This is a genomic window from Sphaerisporangium siamense (assembly GCF_014205275.1).
Lineage (GTDB): Bacteria > Actinomycetota > Actinomycetes > Streptosporangiales > Streptosporangiaceae > Sphaerisporangium > Sphaerisporangium siamense.
The window spans coordinates 3,364,879-3,384,277 of sequence record NZ_JACHND010000001.1; the positions used below are offsets into that span (position 1 = coordinate 3,364,879).

A 19,399-nucleotide genomic window follows, 5' to 3' on the forward strand; every position below is an offset into this window, starting at 1 on the left:
CGCTCCGGCCGTGCGGCTCCGGTCCGCCGCCCGTGTCCTCCGCCGTGGACGGCGCCGCGTCTCGCGGTTCTGACGGCCGGTCCACCCGGTACCCCACCCCCGGCACGGTCTCGATCACGGCCGCGCCGAGCTTCCTGCGCAGCGTGGTGATCGTGACCCGCAGCGCCCCGGTCCCCGTCTCGGCGTTCTCGTCCCACGCCCGCGCCACCACCTCGCGCGGCGCCAGCGTGGCGCCCTCGGCCCGCATCAGCTCGGCCAGCACCGCGAACTCCTTGCGGGTGAGCGCCACGGGCTCCCCGTCCCGCGTGGCCGTCCGCGCCGCCAGGTCCAGCCGGACGCCCGCGCGTTCCAGGACGGCGGGGCGCGCGGGAGCGGTCCTGCGGGCCAGCGCGCGGATCCGCGCGGCCAGCTCGGCGAACGCGAACGGCTTGGTCAGGTAGTCGTCGGCGCCGAGGGACAACCCCCGCACCCGGTCACCGACGCGGGCGGCGGCGGTGAGCATCAGCACCCGGCACGACGCGCCCGCCTCCGCCAGCCCCCGGCACACCTCGTCCCCGTGCAGCTCCGGCAGGTCGCGGTCCAGGACGACGACGTCGTACTGCACGTAGCCGAGCCGGTCCACCGCCTCGGCGCCGTCGTAGGCCACGTCCACGGCCATCGCACGGCGCCGCAGCCCGTGGGCGATGGCGTCGGCGAGCTCCTCTTCGTCCTCGACGACGAGCACCCGCATCTCACACCCTTTCCGCGCGTTTCCTCCTGCGGCTGACCAGCGTGGTCCATCGGACGTTAGGCACCGGTAAGCGCGCCCGGCCTCGCTCTCCGCTTATCCGCCGCTAATCGGCGCGCGGCTAGAAAACCGCCTGTGCTGACGGGCGTGGGACCCGTGGCGCGCGGAGGTGACACTGATGGGAGTTCGGCGCCTGGCCGCCGTGTCGGCCGGGGTGACCGCCGTCCTGGCCGGGGCGGCGACGGCGGCGGTGATGAGCACGGGCACGGGCACGGCCGAGGCGCCGCCCAAGGCCGCGCCGTCCCGTACGGCCGAGGTCACGCGCGGCGACCTGGTGGACACCACCACGGTCGACGGCAGCCTGACCTACACCGGGGAGCGCCGGGTGTACGCCGGCGCGGCGGGCACCGTGACGGCGGTCGCGGGGGAGGGCACGACGATCAGCCGCGGCCGTGCCCTGCTGAAGGTGGACCGCAGGCCGCTCGTGCTCATGTACGGCGCGCTGCCCCTCTACCGGCCGCTGTCCATCGGGGTGTCCGACGGGCCGGACGTGCGGCAGCTCGAACGCAACCTGAAGGCGCTCGGCTACGGGGACGACATGACGGTGGACGACGAGTTCACCTACGCCACCCGGCGCGCGGTCCTGGACTGGCAGGAGGACCGGGGGCTGGTCGAGACCGGGCAGGTGGACGCGGGCCAGGTGGTCTTCCTGCCCGGGCCCGTGCGCGTGTCCCGCGCCGACGTGGAGGTCGGCGACCCGGTGAACCCGGGCAGGCGGGTCCTGGCGGTGACCTCGACCCGCCGCACCGTGCACGTCGACCTGGACACCGACGACCAGTCCATGGCCAGGAAGGGGGCCCCGGTGACGATCGAGCTGCCGGGAGGCGCCCGGGTCAAGGGCACGATCAGCGAGGTCGGCACGGTGGCCCGGGCCTCGGGCGACGACGCGGGGCAGGGCGGCGGCGACGCGACCATCGACGTGGAGATCTCGCTCCGCTCGGCCGCGAAGGTGGGCCGGCTGGACCAGGCGCCGGTCAGCGTCGCCATGGAGAGCGAGCGCGTGAAGGACGTCCTGTCCGTGCCGGTCGAGGCGCTGCTCGCCCTGGCCGAGGGCGGGTTCGGCGTCGAGGTCGCCGAAGGGTCCGGCACGCGGGTCGTCGCGGTCGAGACCGGGGCGTACGGCGGCGGCAGGGTCGAGGTCTCCGGCGACGGGCTCGCCGCGGGCATGAAGGTCGGGGTGCCGGACCGGTGACCGCCATCGTTCGGCTCGCCGACGTCCGCAAGACCTACGCCGGGCACGTGGAGGCGCTGCGCGGGGTGAGCCTGACCGTCGAGCCCGGCGAGCTGCTGGCCATCGTGGGGCCGTCAGGGTCGGGCAAGTCCACGCTGCTCCACATGATCGGCACGCTGGACCGGCCGACGTCGGGCAGCGTCCGCATCGCCGGGTACGAGGTCGGGGACTTGTCGGACCGCGAGCTGTCCGCGCTGCGCGCCCGCCGTCTCGGCTTCGTCTTCCAGCAGTTCCACCTGGCCCCCGGGACGAGCGCGCTCGACAACGTGGCCGACGGCCTGCTCTACGGCGGCCCCGGGCTGCGGGAGCGGCGCGAGAGGGCCGCCGCCGCGCTGGAACGGGTGGGGCTCGGGCACCGGCTCGGGCACCGGCCGCACCAGATGTCGGGCGGTGAGCAGCAGCGGGTGGCCGTGGCCCGCGCGGTCGTCGGTGACCCTCCGCTGCTGCTGGCCGACGAGCCGACCGGCAACCTGGACTCCGCGGCGGGGGCCGAGGTGCTGGAGGTCCTCGGCGCGCTGCACGCCTCGGGCACGACCGTGGCGATCATCACGCACGACGCGGAGATCGCCGCCTGGACGCCCCGCCGGGTCCGGGTCAGGGACGGCCTGATCGCCGCCGACGACGGCCCGGGCACCGGCCGCCGCACACCCGCGGCGGCATCGGGCACGGCATCGGGCACGGCATCGGGCACGGCATCGGGCACGGCGCCGGGCACGGCATCGGACACGGCGTCCGGCGTCGCGCCGGGCAGGGCATCCGGCACGGCGTCGGGTGCGGCGACCGGACGGGGGCCGGCGTGAGGGGGCAGGCGGGGCTGGTCCCGGCCCGGCTGGGGGCGCGGGACGTGCTGCGGGTCGGCGCGGCGGGGCTGCGCACCCGCCCGGCCCGGGTCGTGCTGTCGGCCCTCGGCATCGCGATCGGCATCGCCACGATGGTCGCGGTCATCGGCATCTCCTCCTCCTCGCGGGAGGAGCTGCTGCGGCAACTCGACCGGCTCGGCACGAACCTGCTCACCGTGGCGCCCGGCCAGACCATGTTCGGCGACCGGGCCGAGCTGCCCGAGGAGTCGGTCGAGATGGTCCGCAGGATCGGCCCGGTGACGACGGCCGCCGCGACGGGGAGCACGGACGCCGCCGTCCGCAGGACCGACCGCATCCCCAAGGAGGTCACCGGCGGCATCGCCGTCCAGGCGGCCACCGAGGAGCTCGCCACGACGCTGGAGGGCACCGTCCGGCAGGGCACCTGGCTGAACGCGGCCAACGCCGACAAGCCCGCCGTGGTGCTGGGCTCGGTCGCCGCCGAGCGGCTCGGCGTCCACCGGGTGGGGCCGCGGGTGTGGATCGGGAACCGCTGGTTCACCGTGGTCGGCATCCTGGACGCGATGCCGCTCGCCCCCGAGATCGAGCGGTCCGCGCTCGTGGGCTGGCCGGCCGCCGAGCGCTACCTGGGCTTCGACGGGCACCCCACCAAGATCTACGAGCGCTCGGACGACGCGGCGGTGGAGGCGGTGCGCCAGGTGCTGCCGCGCACGGTCAACCCCGAGAACCCCGGCGAGGTGGACGTCAGCCGTCCCTCGGACGCGCTCGCCGCCCGTGCCGCGGCGGCGGGGGCGTTCACGAACCTGCTGCTCGGCCTCGGCGCGGTGGCGCTGCTGGTCGGCGGCGTGGGCGTGGCCAACACGATGGTGATCTCGGTGCTGGAGCGCCGCCGCGAGATCGGCCTGCGCCGCTCGCTGGGCGCGACCCGGGGGCAGGTGCGGCTGCAGTTCCTGTCGGAGTCGCTGCTGCTGTCCGCGCTCGGCGGCGCGGTGGGCACCGTGCTCGGCGCCGCCGCCACGCTCGGGTACGCGCTGCTCAAGGACTGGCCGGCCGTCGTGCCCGCGTGGGCGGCGGGCGGGGCACTGCTGGCGACGCTGGCCATCGGCACGGTCGCGGGGATCTACCCGGCGATGCGCGCGGCCCGGCTGTCCCCGACCGTCGCGCTCGCCACGACGTGATCGCGGGTAAACGGCGTGACAGGGGTAGTCATCTCGGCGAGGGGCGCCGCGACGCGCCCGCTTCGCCGCCAGGCCGCGCAGGGGCCAAGGGGACCAGGGGACCACGAAGGGGATACGTCATGCAGAAGTTCTCTCTCGTAGCACTAGGCCGCGTGCAGCTCGACCGCGCGGCGGAATCCTCCGGCGGGCACGCGGCGGAGACCGTGGTCGGCGGCCACGAGCGCGTGCTGCGCCAGACGGTGATCGCCCTGCTGAAGGGCTCGGTGATGAGCGAGTTCGAGAATCCCGGCGAAGGCTCCTTCCACGTCCTCGAAGGGCGGATCCGCGTGACCTCGGCCGGGGCGACCTGGGACGTCCTGGCCGGTGACCTGCTGGAGCTGCCCGACGCCCGCCAGCGCGTGGAGGCGCTGGAGGAGTCGGTGCTGTTGTTCACGGTCGCCAAGACCCTCTGACGCGGCGGGCGGGCGGCGCGGGGGAGCGGCGCACGCCCGCCGCGTCAGCCGAGCGTGGCCTCGTGGGGGTCCCAGCCCACGGGCAGCGGCTCGGGGGCCGGCACGGTCGTGCGCAGGTGGCGGAACTCGGCGTGCCGGGCGGAGCCGATGATCGAGGCCATCGTCTCCAGCACGTGCAGCGCGAGGATGCCCGTGGCGCGGTGCGGCACCCCGGCGCGCAGCGCGCGGGCCATGTCCAGCACGCCGATGCCGCGCCCCACCGTCGTCCCCTCCACCGGCAGCTCCCGCCAGCCGCCGTCGCGGGGGCCGCGCACGCACAGGGGCCCGCCGAAGGTGTTGGGATCGGGCAGCGACAGCGAGCCGTCGGTGCCGATGACCTCGATCGCGGCCATGTAGGCGGGGGAGTCGAAGCTGAACGTCGCCGACGCGGCCGCGCCGCCGACGAAGTCCAGCAGCGCCATGACGTGCGTCGGCACCTCGACGGCGAAGCTCGTCCCGCCGCGCGGCCCCGAGCCGATCACCCGGTGCGGGCGGGCCTGCCGCGCGCTCGCCGCCACCTTCGACAGCGGGCCGAGCGTCGCGACCAGCGCGGTCAGGTAGTACGGGCCCATGTCGTACAGCGGGCCCGCCCCGCCCTGGTACAGCCACTCCGGGTTGGGGTGCCAGGACTCCGGTCCGGGGCTCTGCATCACGGCGGTCGCCGCGACCGGCGTGCCGATCATGCCGGAGGCGATGGCGCGCCTGGCCGACTGCAGGCCCGCGCCGAGGAAGGTGTCCGGGGCGTTGCCGACGCGCAGCCCGCGCGTGGCGGCCTCGGCGAGCAGCTTCTCGCCCTCGCCCGGGTCGAGCGTCAGCGGCTTCTCGCCGTACACGTGCTTGCCGGCGCGCAGGGCCGCCATCGCGACGGCCGCGTGCGCCGCCGGGATCGTCAGGTTGACGACGATCTCGACCTCCGGCACCCCGAGGATGGTGTCGACGTCCCCGGACAGGGGCACGCGGTGCATCCGCGCCTTGACGTGGGCGCGCTCCTCGTCCAGGTCGGCGACGCCGAGCACCCGCACGTCGGGGAAGGTCCTCAGGTTGCGCAGGTACGCCTCGCTGATCGCGCCCGCCCCGATGACCGCGACCCCGACGGGCCCGGCCGTCACGCGCGCTCCAGACGGGAGACGCCGGTGGCGGGGGATGCCTTCGAGGGGCCGGAGGGGCCAGGGGGGCCGGAGTCGGCGAGGCCGGAGAGGTAGGCGTGGCTCGCGGCCAGCGCGTCGAAGACGTCGGTGGCGCAGTGGTCCAGTTCGACGATCCGCCAGGCGTCCGGCGCGGCGGCCAGGACGGCGGGGACGTTCATCACCCCCTCTCCGACGGCGGTGTGCGGTGCGTCCCTGACGCCGGGGCCGTCCTTGACGTGCAGGGCGAGCACCCGCCCGCCGAGACGCCCGAGCAGGGCGGGCACGTCGGCGCCGCCCACGGCGGCCCAGTAGGTGTCGATCTCCAGGAAGACCTCCGGGACCAGGGCGCGGGCCAGCGCCTCGACGGCGTGCGCGCCGTCCACGCGCGGCTCGATCTCCCACCAGTGGTTGTGGTAGCCGAGCCGCATGCCGTACCCGGCGGCGCGCTCGGCGAGCCCGTTGAGCAGGTCGGCGGTCCTGGCGATCCCGTCCCGGGTGGTGAACTCCTCGTGCGGTATCCCGGCCGGGACGACGAGCAGGCCGGCGCCGAGGACGGCGGCGGCGTCGAACACGGCGTCCGGGTCGCCGGTCAGCAGCGCGTGGGCGTGTGTGGCGGGGACGGCCAGCCCCAGGTCGTCGGCCGACCGCCGGAGTCCCTTGGGGTCGTCGGCGGGGTCGAACGCCTCGACGGCGCCGTACCCGATCTCCGCGATACGCCGGAGGACCTCGTCGCGGCCGGATCTCATGTGATCTCGCACTGTGTACAGCTGCACGCCCAGCGGCTTCGCCATGGGGGTATGGCCTCCCGTTTTTCCGGTCCCCGAAATCAGTCGCTAAAACGCTAAAACGGGTTATTAGCAATGACAACGGGTTCATTGCTTTCCGAGGGAAGGACGGCACGGCGCGGGACGGGGGCGGCGCCCGGGGGCGTGGTGACGGGCGGTGACCGGCGACGCGGCACGGGACGGTTCCCGGCCATGGTGTGGCAATTTCCGGGGGACCGCTCATAATCAGGAAGGGTGATCGGCCTGGCGTCCCAGAGCAGCCGGACGCATTCCACCATGTCCGCACTTAGCGGCAAAAAATCCTTGACCCCATCGCGGACGCGGCTTTCGCCGCCGCGGACGCGGTATCGGTGCAGGCCACGGCCGCATCGATGGGAGCGCTCCCCCCTCACGGCAGGTGGCCCGCGTGGAGAGGAAGGCAGGACATGCCAAGCAGCGCAAGCACGACAAGCGGGGTGGGTGGCGCGAAAAGCGCCAGAGAGGCCCCCGTCCTGGTCGGCGAGTTCGCCGCGGAGTTCGCGGGCACGCTGATCCTCATCCTGTTCGGCACCGCGGTCGTGGCCCAGGTGGTCGCGGGCGGGATCGGCGGGCACGACAGCATCACCTGGGCCTGGGGCCTCGGCGTCACGCTCGGTGTCTACACCGCGGGCCGGATCAGCGGCGCGCACCTCAACCCGGCCGTCACGGTCGCCCTGGCCGTCTTCAAGGGCTTCGCGTGGCGCAAGGTGCTGCCGTACGCGGCCGCGCAGCTCCTCGGCGCGTTCGCGGCCGCGCTGCTCGTCCGCTGGAACTACGCCGAGGTGCTCGCCGCGGCCGACCCCGGCCTCACCATCAAGACCCAAGGGGTGTTCTCCACGCTGCCGGGCAACGGCACGCTGCCCGTGCACCAGTGGGGCGCCTTCCGCGACCAGGTGATCGGCACGGCGATCCTGCTGTTCCTCGTCCTCGCCGTCACCGACCTCGCCAACAGCGCGCCCGCCGCGAACCTGGCGCCGTTCGTCGTCGGGCTCATCGTCGTCGGCATCGGCATGGCCTGGGGCACCAACGCCGGGTACGCCATCAACCCCGCCCGCGACCTCGGCCCGCGGCTGGCCTCGTGGCTCACGGGGTACGAGACCGCGTGGCGAGATCAGTACGGTGGCCTGTACTTCTGGGTGCCGATCGTGGCGCCCTTGATCGGCGGCGTGGCCGGCGCGGGGCTGTACCAGGCGCTCATCGCCCGCTACCTGCCGAGGCCGGGCGAGCCCGAGCCGGGGAGGATCCCCACCGAAGCCGTCTGAGGAGGAGACCATGGCTGACTTCGTCGGAGCAGTCGACCAGGGCACGACCAGCACCCGATTCATGATCTTCGACCACGGCGGCGACGAGGTCGCCCGGCACCAGCTCGAACACGAGCAGATCCTGCCGCGGGCGGGCTGGGTGGAGCACAACCCGGTGGAGATCTGGGAGCGCACCCGCGCGGTGATCGAGACCGCGCTCGGCGCGGCGAACCTCACCGCGGCCGACCTCGTCGCGCTCGGCGTCACCAACCAGCGCGAGACCACCGTCGTCTGGGACCGCAGGACCGGCCGCCCGTACCACAACGCGATCGTCTGGCAGGACACCCGCACCGACCGCATCGCCGCCGCGCTGGAGCGCGAGGGCAAGGGCGACGTCATCCGCCGCAAGGCGGGCCTTCCCCCGGCGACGTACTTCTCGGGCGGCAAGATCCAGTGGATTCTGGAGAACGTCGAGGGCGTGCGGGCCGCCGCCGAGGCCGGGCACGCGGTGTTCGGCACCACCGACACCTGGCTGCTGTGGAACCTCACCGGCGGCGCCGCGGGCGGCGCGCACGTCACCGACCCCACCAACGCCAGCCGCACGATGCTGATGAACCTGGAGACGCTCGACTGGGACGACGAGCTGCTGTCGTTCTTCGGCATCCCCCGCGCGATGCTGCCCGAGATCCGTCCATCCTCCAACCCGGACCTGTACGGGGTGACGCGCGGCGACGGGCCGCTGCGCGGCGAGGTGCCGCTGTCCGGCGACCTCGGCGACCAGCAGGCCGCGACCGTCGGCCAGGTGTGCTTCGGCGTCGGCGAGGCCAAGAACACCTACGGCACCGGCAACTTCCTGCTGCTCAACACCGGCCACGAGCCGGTGCGTTCCCGCCACGGCCTGCTCACCACGGTCTGCTACCAGTTCGGCGACGACAAGCCCGTGTACGCGCTGGAGGGTTCGATCGCCGTGACCGGCTCGGCGGTGCAGTGGCTGCGCGACCAGCTCGGCATCATCTCCGGCGCGGCGCAGAGCGAGGCGCTGGCGCGCCAGGCCCCCGACAACGGGGGCGTGTACTTCGTGCCGGCCTTCTCGGGCCTGTTCGCGCCGTACTGGCGCTCCGACGCGCGCGGCGCGATCGTCGGGCTGTCGCGGTACAACACCAACGCGCACATCGCCCGCGCCACGCTGGAGGCGATCTGCTACCAGAGCAGGGACGTCGTCGAGGCCATGGCCGGCGACTCCGGGGTGCGCCTGGACGTACTGCGCGTCGACGGCGGGGTCACGGCGAACGACCTGTGCATGCAGATCCAGGCGGACGTCCTCGGGGTGCCGGTGTCCAAGCCGGTCGTGGCCGAGACCACGGCCCTCGGCGCGGCGTACGCGGCCGGGCTGGCGCTCGGCTTCTGGTCCTCCACCGAGGAGCTGAAGCGCAACTGGAACGAGGACAGGCGCTGGCTTCCCGCCTGGTCGGAGGAGCAGCGCGCGGCGGGCTACGCCGGCTGGAAGAAGGCCGTCCAGCGCACGCTCGACTGGGTCGAGGTCGACTGAGCGCCGCGAGGGCGTCCGACCCGCCGAAGGCCCGGCCAGGTTCACCCGGCCGGGCCTTCGGCGTTCCTGGGGAGAGCCGGGCCCTCGGCCGTCGGCGGGGAGCGCCGGGCCTGGTACGACGGGGGTTCACCGTGATTTCGCCGGGACGTTCCCCGGCCCGGTGAGCGCCCGGCGGATCTTCGCCGCGGGGTCGCCGCTGCTCGGCGCGCGATGCCCGGATTGCCAGCGCATCTCCTGACCAAGCCGGAGGAATCCCGTCAGCAAAGGCTGATATTTCTCGACAATCGGTGCGGTGTAATCGTCCGTTCTGTCTCGTCAACCCCGTGGCCCGCGGCCGCACGCCGAGCCGGGCCCGGAGACAGAAGGAGAGACTCGTGAGACGAGTCCCGTTCCTCGCCGCCGCCACCGCCCTCGCTCTTGCCGCCGCCACCTTGGCGACCGCCCCCGCCCACGCCTTCACCCCGCCGAACATTCCCTCCCTCAGCACGGCCACCGCCGAGCTGAACGCGCTCACCGTGGACATCGAGCGCAACGCCGGCACCTACGACCGCGCCCTGTTCCCGCACTGGATCACGATCTCGGGCGCCTGCAACACCCGCGAGACCGTGCTGAAGCGCGACGGCACCGGCGTGGTCACCAACTCCGGTTGCGCGGCCACCTCGGGCCAGTGGTACTCCCCGTACGACGGCGGCACCTGGACCGCCGCCTCCGACGTGGACATCGACCACATGGTGCCGCTGGCGGAGGCGTGGCGCTCCGGCGCGCACGCCTGGACCACCTCGCGGCGCCAGGCGTTCGCCAACGACCTCGGCAACCCGCAGCTGTGGGCCGTGACCGACAACGTCAACCAGGCCAAGGGCGACGACGACCCCGCGCTCTGGAAGCCCCCGCTCACCTCGTTCTGGTGCACCTACGCCAAGGCGTACATCGACGTGAAGTACGAGTGGAGCCTGACCGTGGACGGCGCGGAGAAGTCGGCCCTGGCCGGCATGCTCGGCCGCTGCTGACCTCTCGCCCACTCCGCGCGCCGGCCGCCGTCCGAGGGGAGGGCGGCCGGTTACGCGCTTGACAACCGGAGTGATCTCTCCGCATGCTAGGAATCGGAGTTTTCACTCCGGTTACCCGTGTCTTCTGGAGGGGGTTTCTTCATGCCCGCATCGGATTCGCCCACGTCCATCCGCACGCCGCGCGAGGTCTTCGAGCGCCTCGCCGCCGGAATCTCGGCCGGCGAGTGGGAGGGCCTCGCCGAGCTGTACGCCGAGGACGTCGTCGTGGAGATCCCCTTGGCCATCCCCGCCCCGATGCGCATCGAGGGCAGGAAGGAGGTCGCCCGCCACTTCCACGACAGGATCGGCCTGCTGAAGCTCCGCGTCCTGGACCAGGTGGTGCACGAGACCGCCGACCCCGAGGTCGTCATCGCCGAGTTCACCCACCAGGGAGAGGTCCTCGCCACCGGCCGCACGTGGACGTCCAGGAACATCCAGGTGCTGCGCGTCCGCGACGGCCTCATCGTGTCCTCGCGCGACTACCACGACCACGTCCAGATCAACCAGGCGTTCGGCCGGCTGCCCGAGCTGCTCGGCGGCTGAGCGGCGTCACGACGCGCGCAGGTGGTCCACCGCCGCGCGGGCGACGGTGCCGATGGACGCGTCCGCCCGCGGCTGGTGCTGGGCGGTGCCGATCGAGCGGGTGAACACCGCCACCGCGTACCGCCCGCCGTCGGGGTACTCCACGACGCCGACCTCGTTGCGTATCGTCGGCAGCGACCCGGTCTTGCCGCTGACCACCACGTCGTCGTACGGGAACCCCGACGCCAGGCGGTGCGGCCAGACCTGCAGCCCGAGCAGGCGGCGGATCGCGGCGCACGACTCCGGCCCGGCCGCCTCGTCCCGCCACACCATGCCGAGCAGCCGGGTCATCTCGCGCGGGGTGCTCCGGTTGGTGCGCGCGGGGTCGAGCACCCGCAGGCGGCCGAGCGTCCGGGGGTCCAGAGGGGCGGCGGCGTCGCCCAGGTCGGCGGCGAGCGCCGCCAGAAGCCCGCGGCAGTCGTGCTCGACCCAGGTGCGCGTCAACCCGAACGCCGCCAGCATCCCGTTGACCGCGTCCAGCCCGACCCGGGCCGCCAGGACGTCCGCGGCGGCGTTGTCGCTCACGGTGATCATCAGGAACGCCAGGTCCCGCAGGGACAGGCTGGCCGCGTCCCGCATGGCCGCCAGCCCCGTGGGGCCCTCCGTACGGCCCTCGGCCGCGACCTCGCACCGCTCCGCGGGGTCGAGCAGCCCCGCCTCGGCCTGCCGGTAGAACTCCACCAGCAGCGGCAGCTTGAACACCGACGACAGCACCACCGGCTCGTCGGACCCGACGCCGACCTCCGCGCCGGTGTCCAGGTCGACCGCGTGCACCACGCCGGTGACGGCCGCCGCACGGAAGACGGCGGCCAGGTCGGGCCGCCTCATGCCAGCAGCCCGGAGGCGGGGCGGTGGGCGATCCTGCGCGCCCGCGCGGCACCGTCGTCGATCATCCCGGCATTCTCCCGCAGCACCCGCACGGCCACCGCGCCGAACTCCTCCACCGCCGGGCCCGGCCGGCGCCAGGCCGCCGACACCCGCCACGCCAGCGGGTCGCCCAGCAAGGGCCGCCAGACCACGCCCGGCTGCTCCGCCCGGGGGCCGAACGCGACGGCCGTGCCCGACATCACCAGGCCCAGCGTGAACTGGGGGTGCGCCGCGGGATGCACCTCGCCGGGCACGTACCCGTGGCGGCGGCAGTCGGTCAGCGTCTCCTCGTGCAGGCCAGGCTCGCTCTCGCGCGGCAGCAGCACGAGCGGCCGGGTGGCGAGGTCGGCCAGGTGCACCGAGGAGAACTCGGCCAGCGGATCGTCCGCCGGCAGCAGCACCCCCGGATGCTGCACGAGCATGGGCCCGTACGTCAGCCCGGCCGCGCCGGCCGGGTGGCGGATCACCCCGCCGTCGAGCTCGCCGTCGGCCAGCGCCCGCACCTGGTCGGCGGTGCACATCTCCGTCAGCGCGGGACGCAGGGGAGGGTCGGCCTCGCGCAGCGCGGCGAGCAGGGCCGCGACGGCCGTGCCGCCGAGGTCGGGCGGCACCCCGATGCGCAGGCCCGCCGCGCCGTCGCCGCCGGCCCGCGCCATGAGCTCGCGGACCCGGTCGGCCCGCGCCACGAGGTCGCGGGCCTCGGTGAGCAGCAGCCTGCCCGCCTCGGTCAGGCGGACCTGGCGGCTCGACCGGTCGAACAGCCGCACGCCGAGCTCCTCCTCCAGCCGCTTGACGCGCTGGCTGAGCGGCGGCTGCGCCATGCCGAGCCGGGCCGCCGCGTTGCCGAAGTGCAGCTCTTCCGCGACGACGACGAAGAGGCGCAGGTGCCTGATCAGGTCCATCACCAGCGAGGATATCCAAACAAGTATCAAATGCGACGAGATATCAGTATTGGACATGAACCCAGGCCATCTGCTGTCCTCTTCACTCCTGAACCGAACGGGGGATCGGATGAGGCGAACAGCGGTCGTCACGGTCGCGGTGGCCACGGTGGTGCCGCTGGCCGTGGCGGGCGGCGTCATATGGGCGCTGCGCACGCAAGGATCGGCCGAGGAGACGGCCGCGCGGTACCTGGAGGGCTGGGCGAAGGGCGACTACGCCGCGATGCGCGCCCTGACCGCCGACCCGCCCGGCGACTTCGAGCGGTGGTACCGCGACTTCCGCGCCGACCTCAAGCTCACCTCGGCGGCCTTCACGCCCGCGCGGCCGCGTGAGGGGAAGGACGCGACGACCGTCGACTTCCGCGCCGCCCTGCGCGGCCCCGTCGACTTCTCCTACACCGGCAGGCTGACGCTGGTGAAGCGCGACCGCGCCTGGCGCGTGGACTTCTCTCCGCAGGCGATCCACCGCGACCTGAAGCCCGGCAGGCGCTTCCGGGTCGCCGAGGTGCCCGCCGAGTCCGCGCCCGTCCGCGCCGCGGACGGCACGCGCATCGACACCGCCGACGCGCCCGGCTCGGTGCTGCAACTCGTCGACGCCCTGAAGGAACGCTACGGCGCCCGGCTGAAGGGCAAGCCGTCGGCCCGCGTCGAGATCGTCACGGGCGGCGGCACCGGCAAGCCCGTCAAGACGGTCGCGACCGGGGAGCGGGTGCCCGGCTCACCCCTGACCACCACCGTCGACCTGCGGGTCCACCGGGCGGGTGCGGCGGCGCTCGAAAGGATCGGCAAGCCCGCCTCGCTGGTGGCGCTGCGGCCCTCCACGGGTGAGGTGCTGGCCGTCGTCAACAAGCCCGGCGGGTTCAACCGGGCGCTGCTCGGCAAGTACCCGCCGGGTTCGACGTTCAAGGTCGTCACGGCCTCGGCGCTGGTGGCCGACGGCGTGGCCCCGGACGACGTGGTGACGTGCCCGCCCGAGCAGACGATCGGCGGGTTCGCCTTCCACAACGCCGAGTTCCACGACTACGGGCGGCTGTCGTTCCGCGACGCGTTCGCCCACTCCTGCAACACGACCTTCGCCGGCCTCGCCGTGGAGCGGCTCGGCGCCGACCGGCTCGCCGAGGTCGCGCGCGGCTTCGGGTTCGGTGCGCCGGTCACCCCCGGCGTGCCCGCCGTGCGCGCGGAGTTCCCCACGCCGCGCGACGACACCGACCTGGCCTCGGCCGCCATCGGGCAGGGCCGGGTGCTGGCCAGCCCGCTCAACATGGCCACCGTCGCCGCGGCCATCGCCTCGGGCATCTGGCGCGAGCCCCGGCTCGTGCCCGAGTCCCTGGTCCCGGACGGCGGCGCCCCGCCGCGCCGCCTGGAGCCCGCCGTCGCCGCGGCGCTGCGCGAGCTCATGCCCGCGGTGGTCAGCGAGGGCACGGCGAGCGCGGTCGCGTTCCCGCCGGGCACCGCGGGCAAGACGGGCACCGCCGAGTACGGGTCCGGCGAGGAGCCGCCGACGCACTCCTGGTTCATCGGCTACAAGGGCGACCTCGCGTTCGCGGTGATCGTGGAGGGCGGGGGCACCGGCGCGGCGGTCGCGGCGCCCATCGCGGCCCGCTTCCTGTCCGGCCTCGGCTGACCGCCTTCTCACCCGGGGCGTCCGCCCCGGTCGCCCCCTCTTGCGGCGTCCGCCCCTGCTCGGCCCTCCTCGTGGCGCCCGCTCCCGGGCGGCGCGGCAGGGTCAGTGGTGCCGGCCGGTCACCAGGTCGCGGATGCGGTCGGCGGTGCCCACGAGCGGGCTCGCGGCCTTGAGCAGCCCCGGCCTGGGCGGCGTGCGCGGGTGCGGGCGGGTGGGCGCGATCTTCTTGGCGCGCTCCATCTTCGACCCGAGCTCGTCCGCCCGCTCGGGGCTGATGACCAGGCGCAGCTCCGGCCAGACGTGCTCCTCCTCGTAGGCGATGTGCTCGCGCGCCTCGCTGATGAAGCCCATCAGCGTGTCCTCGCACCGGGGCTCGCCCGGCTGGTAGCCGATCAGCTCGTCCAGCGCGTACTTCCCGCGCTGCTCCTGGGCGATGGCGTGGTCGGCCATCGCGTCGCCGCCGGGCACCAGCTCCCGCACGACCGGCCAGAAGTACTCCTCCTCGACCGCCTCGTGCTTGGACTCCTCGGTGATGAGCCGGTCCACCTGCTGCTTGCGGGCCGACATGTGGGCGTCCCCGGCGCGCCCGGACATCGGGGGCCCGGACTCCAGCTCCGTCATCAGGCGCTTGACCATGTCGTGATCTCGTTCCAGGATTGCGAACACGTTCGCCATGGCGTTCCTCCCCCTGCCGCCGGCGTGTTCCCTCCTTTGGGCGTTGCCCGCTTCGTCCCAGGTAAACATCGGTTTCGGATCGGCCGGCCCTGTTGCGGCGCCCTGGCGGTGCCAGGACGGCGGACCGGAAGTCGGGAAATGCCGGGATTTGTCGTACGACTCCCGTACGCTCCGGGGCATTCGATCAAGAAGGGACGTCGCGATGCCGCCGCGAAGCACATATCTGGAGCTGTCCGAGGACGCCGGGAGCGCGCACAAGTTCTACGAGGTGGTGGTCGCCGACACCGAGGTCACCATCACCTACGGCAGGATCGGCGAACGCGGCCAGACCAAGGTGACCGCCTTCGCCACCGCCGGCAAGGCCGAGGCGGCCGCGGCCAAGAAGATCGCCGAGAAGGTGCGCAAGGGATACGCGCCCGCCGTGCGCGGCGTGCGGCAGCGGCGCACCGTCACCCGGCGCACCATGCTCGTGAGCTCCGTGGGCTCCGCGGGCTCAGGGTCCGGCGGCTCGGTCACGCGCGCGCACGTCCCCTCCGCGCGCAGGGCCCCGGTGCTCTGGCGGTTCTCCAGCGGCGCCGCCGCGTTCGGCATCTTCGTGGACGACCAGCGCGCCTGGGTCGGCAACCAGAACGGCGACGTCTACACCGTCGCCCACGACGGCACCGTCACCGGCCACTTCCGGCTCCCCGACGGCGTCAAGTGCATCGTCGCCGACGACTTCTGGATCTACGCGGGCGCCGACGACGGCAACGTGTACGACCTGAGCGGCAAGGTGCCGCGCCTGGCGTACGAGATCGCCGACGACGTGGACATCTACTGGCTGGACATCCACGACGGCGTGCTCGGCGTCTCCGACCGCGCCGGGCGCATCACCATGATCGACCACGAGGACGAGTTCCAGTGGGCCAGGAAGAGCGACGGCGACTCCGCCTGGATGGTCCGCTGCGACCGCGACGCCGTCTACCACGGCCACTCGCGCGGCGTCGCCCGCTACGACACCGCCGACGGCGCCCCGGTCTGGCACACCAAGGTCCGTGGGCAGGTGCTGTTCGGCTGGCAGGAGCGCGACGACGTCTACGCGGGCACCAGCCACAACCAGGTGTACCGGCTCGACAAGGCCGACGGCGCCATCGGCGCGGTCTACGACTGCGACGGCGCCGTCTTCTCCTGCGCCGCCGCCCCCGACGGCCGCTTCGTGTTCGCCGGCGACAACCACTCCTCGATCTACTGCTTCGATCGCGGCGGCGCCCGCCTGTGGAAACTCGACACCGGCTGCGGCTCGGCGTTCTCCATGCAGTACCTGGACGACCGGCTCTACATCGTGACGACCAACGGCACACTGGCCTGCGTGGACGCCAGCGAGGAGGCCATCAGGGCCGCCCAGGAGGGCAGCGTCCCCGAGCCGGTGGACGTCAAGGCGGCGGCGGGCCTGGCCGTGGTCGAACCGTCGGTCGTGCTCGACAGCGTCACCGAGAGCACCCTGATCACCGACGGCGACGGCGTCGTGGTCGAATGCGTCCGCGACGGCGACCGCCTGCGCGTCCGCGTCGTCACCCCCGGCTACGAGCCCCTGTGGAACGTCCAGTTCCCCAAGAACGTCCGCGAACCCGGCGCCCGCTACGTGGTCCAGGAAGTCCGCTCCTCCGAACGCGGCGGCTTCTACCGCGCCTACGGCGAAATCCGCCGCCTCCTCTAACCCTCGCGCACATGACCACTGCCATGGACACCCATGCACATGACCGACCGTGCATACGGATAGTGCGCGCGCTGATCGCGCGCGCAGGGTGCCCGGCGCCTCTGCGGGTCCGCGTTCGCTGTTCGCCCGTTCGGCGGTCGCGCGCATGGGCCTGGCTGATCCCCTCGCGTGGGTCGACAGGCTGGGGAGGGTATGCCCGCGCGGTTGGAGTCGTTCGGTGACGAGGTGATCTGAGTGGCTGGGGTGTGTTGAGCCCACCCGTACAGCACCGTCGTGGCTGGGCACCGCGATCCCACCCGACGAATCCGCGCACGCCGAGCTCGCCGGACACCCCGAAGCTCCAGCAGCCTCGGGTGTTCAAGGCCGGCCCACGGCCAACAGTGCCACGGGCGGGGTGGGCGTTGGCGTGCGCCGGATCACCGTGCGCCGATGAGGTCCAGTAACGCGGTGTGGGTGGGCTGGTCGGCGGCGATGAGGAGGCCGCCCGTGCCGGTGTGCGGGGGGAGGCCGTCGAGGCCGGTGACCACGCAGCCTGCGGCCTGGCACAGGGCGATGCCTGCGGCGAAGTGGACGCTGTCGTACTGGTGGCCGTCGGTGACGTAGGCGGCGCGGCGTCCGGCCGCCACCCATGCCACCGCCAGGGTGGTGGAGACGACGCGCGGGCGGAACCGCGCGGCGAAGCCCGGGTCGGCCAGGAGGGCGGTGGGATGGAAGGCGGGGGCGTTGGGGAACGGCGGGTCGAGGTTGACGTCGACCAGCCGTGACTCGGCCGACGGGCGCAGCGGCGTGTCCACCCCGCCACGGCGGGCGTGGGCGCGGACGCCGTCGGTCCAGAACACCTCGTCGCTGAACGGGTCGGCCACGGCCGCCGCCGTGAGGCTCTCGCCGACGCGGAGGGCGACGTTCACGGAGGCCAGCATGGTGTGCACGGCGTAGTTGAGCGTGCCGCACAGCGGGTCGACCAGCCACCCGCGCTCTGCCTCCGCAGGACCGGTGTGCCCTGCCCCCGCCGACCCGGTGTGTCTGATCTCCGCAGGTCCGGTATGCCCTGCCTCGGCTGGTCCGGTGCGCTCGGCCTCGGCCGGGCCGGTGCGGCCGGTTTCTTCGCCGGTCACCGTGTCGCCGGGGCGGGCCGTGCGGATCACGTCAAGGATCGCCTTTTCGGCCGCGACGTCGGCGGCCGTGGCGAAGTCGCCTTCGCCCTTCTCCACGCGTGGCAGGGACTCGCCGAACATGCGCCGGACGACCGCGGCTCCGGCCTCGGCCGCCGTCCGGGCCACCTCGACGTCCGTGATCATGGAATGCAGCATAGCGGCGGCGGCCGGGAAGCTGGAGGCCGGGCTGTTGCGGGCGGGCGCGATGGGTAGGAGGTGAGCGTCGTCGTCCCGTGAGGAGTGCCGGTGGCCGGGTCGGGTCATGCGCGAGGGGACCGCACGCCGTGGAAGGCGGTGGTCGGGGGATCCATCGGGAACATGGTGGAGTGGTATGACTGGTTCGCCTACGCGAGCTTCGCCACCTACTTCGCCGCGTCGTTCTTCCCCAAGGGGAACGCGACGGCGCAACTGCTCAACGCGGCGGGTGTGTTCGCGGTCGGGTTCTTCATGCGGCCGGTCGGCGGCTGGCTGCTCGGGCGGTACGCCGACAGGAAGGGCCGCAAGGCGGCGCTGGCGCTCACCGTCACGATGATGTCGCTGAGCGCCCTGCTCATCGCCGTCGCGCCGACCTACGCCCAGGTGGGCTACTTCGGCGCGGTGGTGCTGGTCGTGGCGCGGCTGCTGCAGGGGCTGTCGGTGGGCGGCGAGTACGCCGCGAGCGCCACCTACCTCACCGAGGCGTCCCCTCCGCGCAGGCGCGGGTTCTCCTCCAGCTTCCAGTACGTCTCGATGACCGCCGGCCAGCTCGTCGGCCTCGGCCTGCAGATGCTGCTCCAGCGCACGCTGAGCGACGCGGCCCTGCACGCCTGGGGCTGGCGTATCCCGTTCGTGGTCGGCGCGGTCGGGGCCGCCGTGGTCTTCTACATCCGCCGCGGCCTGCTGGAGACCGAGGCGTACGAAGAGGAGCGGGTGGACGAGCGGCGCGGCACGGTGCGGCTGCTGCTGGAGCACAAGCGCGAGGCGGCGCTGGTCATGGCCCTGACCATGGGCGGCACACTCGCGTACTACACCTACACCACCTATCTCACCAAGTACCTGTCCAATTCCGCCGGCCTGTCGAAGGCGGACGCCACGCTGGTCGGCTTCCTCGCGCTGTCGATCTTCTGCCTGCTGCAGCCGCTGGCCGGCGCCCTGTCGGACCGTATCGGCCGCCGGCCCCTGCTGATCATGTTCGGCGTCGGCGCCACGCTCGGCACCGTGCCCCTGCTGACCGCGCTGCGCGGCGTCACGACCGTGGGCGCGGCGCTGGCGCTGTCGCTGGTGGCGCTGGTGATCGTCACCGGCTACACCTCGGTCAACGCGTGCGTGAAGGCCGAGCTGTTCCCGACGCGGGTGCGCGCCCTCGGCGTCGCCCTGCCGTACGCGCTGGCCAACGCCCTGTTCGGCGGCACGGCCGAGTACGTGGCGCTGTGGTTCAAGAACGCCGGCGCCGAGTCCGGCTTCTATTGGTACGTCGCCGGCTGCGCGGCCGTGTCGCTGGCCGTCTACGTGACCATGCGCGAGACCCGCGACGCCGCGCTCAGCCGCGCCGAGCGCGACGGAGACGTGACCCAGCCCGCCTGACCCGGCCCGCCGACCCGGCTCGCCCG

The 19,399-nt window shown here is 73.6% G+C and carries 17 protein-coding genes and 1 pseudogene; 11 read left to right on the forward strand and 7 right to left on the reverse strand.

Features of this window, described 5'->3' with window-relative positions; translation table 11 throughout:
- Positions 1–82: 82 nt before the first annotated feature.
- A pseudogene (locus BJ982_RS15445) lies at positions 83–730 on the reverse strand (response regulator transcription factor); the annotation flags it as partial.
- A gap of 175 nt (positions 731–905) precedes the next feature.
- On the opposite strand from BJ982_RS15445, the gene BJ982_RS15450 reads away from it, so the two are divergent.
- From BJ982_RS15450 to BJ982_RS15465, 4 genes are all read left to right on the forward strand, one after another.
- A complete protein-coding gene (locus tag BJ982_RS15450; RefSeq protein ID WP_184880694.1) occupies positions 906–1,979 on the forward strand; it encodes a peptidoglycan-binding protein in 1,074 nt (357 codons plus the stop codon).
- Entirely contained in the window at positions 1,976–2,818 is an 843-nt protein-coding gene (locus tag BJ982_RS15455) for an ABC transporter ATP-binding protein (RefSeq protein ID WP_373869651.1), read from the forward strand. Before BJ982_RS15450 ends, BJ982_RS15455 begins: the two co-directional genes overlap by 4 nt.
- Positions 2,815–4,014, forward strand: a complete 1,200-nt coding sequence (locus tag BJ982_RS15460) for an ABC transporter permease (RefSeq protein ID WP_184880696.1) — start codon at positions 2,815–2,817, stop codon at positions 4,012–4,014. Before BJ982_RS15455 ends, BJ982_RS15460 begins: the two co-directional genes overlap by 4 nt.
- Before the next feature lie 119 nt (positions 4,015–4,133).
- Complete coding sequence (locus tag BJ982_RS15465; RefSeq protein ID WP_184880698.1) at positions 4,134–4,466, forward strand: cupin domain-containing protein; 333 nt, start codon at positions 4,134–4,136, stop codon at positions 4,464–4,466.
- A gap of 44 nt (positions 4,467–4,510) precedes the next feature.
- On the opposite strand, the gene BJ982_RS15470 is transcribed toward BJ982_RS15465, so the two are convergent.
- Together BJ982_RS15470 and BJ982_RS15475 are read right to left on the reverse strand one after the other, a co-directional pair.
- Positions 4,511–5,614 (reverse strand): Gfo/Idh/MocA family protein, encoded by a 1,104-nt coding sequence (locus BJ982_RS15470; protein WP_184880700.1) that lies wholly within the window; start codon positions 5,612–5,614, stop codon positions 4,511–4,513.
- Complete coding sequence (locus tag BJ982_RS15475) at positions 5,611–6,378, reverse strand: sugar phosphate isomerase/epimerase family protein (protein ID WP_239123058.1); 768 nt, start codon at positions 6,376–6,378, stop codon at positions 5,611–5,613. Before BJ982_RS15475 ends, BJ982_RS15470 begins: the two co-directional genes overlap by 4 nt.
- 494 nt (positions 6,379–6,872) lie before the next feature.
- Between BJ982_RS15475 and BJ982_RS15480 the strand changes: the two genes are divergently transcribed.
- The 4 genes from BJ982_RS15480 to BJ982_RS15495 all read left to right on the forward strand — a co-directional run bounded on the left by BJ982_RS15480 (position 6,873) and on the right by BJ982_RS15495 (position 10,814).
- Positions 6,873–7,697, forward strand: a complete 825-nt coding sequence (locus tag BJ982_RS15480) for an MIP/aquaporin family protein (RefSeq protein WP_239123059.1) — start codon at positions 6,873–6,875, stop codon at positions 7,695–7,697.
- A gap of 10 nt (positions 7,698–7,707) precedes the next feature.
- Positions 7,708–9,225, forward strand: coding sequence for a glycerol kinase GlpK (gene glpK, locus BJ982_RS15485; protein ID WP_184880706.1), 1,518 nt, complete (start codon positions 7,708–7,710; stop codon positions 9,223–9,225).
- Positions 9,226–9,599: 374 nt separating this feature from the next.
- Entirely contained in the window at positions 9,600–10,232 is a 633-nt protein-coding gene (locus tag BJ982_RS15490) for an HNH endonuclease family protein (RefSeq protein ID WP_184880708.1), read from the forward strand.
- A 141-nt stretch (positions 10,233–10,373) separates the two neighbouring features.
- Positions 10,374–10,814 (forward strand): nuclear transport factor 2 family protein, encoded by a 441-nt coding sequence (locus tag BJ982_RS15495; protein WP_184880710.1) that lies wholly within the window; start codon positions 10,374–10,376, stop codon positions 10,812–10,814.
- A gap of 6 nt (positions 10,815–10,820) precedes the next feature.
- Here the strand turns inward: BJ982_RS15495 and BJ982_RS15500 are convergent, their stop codons facing one another.
- Together BJ982_RS15500 and BJ982_RS15505 are read right to left on the reverse strand one after the other, a co-directional pair.
- Entirely contained in the window at positions 10,821–11,681 is an 861-nt protein-coding gene (locus BJ982_RS15500; RefSeq protein ID WP_184880712.1) for a serine hydrolase, read from the reverse strand.
- The gene (locus BJ982_RS15505; protein WP_184880714.1) at positions 11,678–12,622 is read right to left on the reverse strand and encodes a LysR family transcriptional regulator; all 945 of its coding nucleotides are present in this window, start codon (positions 12,620–12,622) and stop codon (positions 11,678–11,680) included. The genes BJ982_RS15500 and BJ982_RS15505 overlap by 4 nt, the downstream gene beginning before the upstream one ends.
- 109 nt (positions 12,623–12,731) lie before the next feature.
- Between BJ982_RS15505 and BJ982_RS15510 the strand changes: the two genes are divergently transcribed.
- Positions 12,732–14,285, forward strand: coding sequence for a penicillin-binding transpeptidase domain-containing protein (locus tag BJ982_RS15510; protein WP_184880716.1), 1,554 nt, complete (start codon positions 12,732–12,734; stop codon positions 14,283–14,285).
- Positions 14,286–14,387: 102 nt separating this feature from the next.
- On the opposite strand, the gene BJ982_RS15515 is transcribed toward BJ982_RS15510, so the two are convergent.
- Complete coding sequence (locus BJ982_RS15515; protein ID WP_184880718.1) at positions 14,388–14,960, reverse strand: hemerythrin domain-containing protein; 573 nt, start codon at positions 14,958–14,960, stop codon at positions 14,388–14,390.
- A 202-nt stretch (positions 14,961–15,162) separates the two neighbouring features.
- On the opposite strand from BJ982_RS15515, the gene BJ982_RS15520 reads away from it, so the two are divergent.
- Positions 15,163–16,656, forward strand: coding sequence for a WGR domain-containing protein (locus BJ982_RS15520; RefSeq protein ID WP_184880720.1), 1,494 nt, complete (start codon positions 15,163–15,165; stop codon positions 16,654–16,656).
- A 416-nt stretch (positions 16,657–17,072) separates the two neighbouring features.
- On the opposite strand, the gene BJ982_RS15525 is transcribed toward BJ982_RS15520, so the two are convergent.
- Entirely contained in the window at positions 17,073–17,954 is an 882-nt protein-coding gene (locus tag BJ982_RS15525) for an inositol monophosphatase family protein (RefSeq protein WP_184880722.1), read from the reverse strand.
- A 174-nt stretch (positions 17,955–18,128) separates the two neighbouring features.
- Here BJ982_RS15525 and BJ982_RS15530 point away from each other — a divergent pair, with 174 nt between their 5' ends.
- On the forward strand, positions 18,129–19,373 hold the full coding sequence (locus BJ982_RS15530) for an MFS transporter (protein WP_184880724.1): 1,245 nt from the start codon (positions 18,129–18,131) through the stop codon (positions 19,371–19,373).
- The last annotated feature ends 26 nt before the right edge of the window (positions 19,374–19,399 follow it).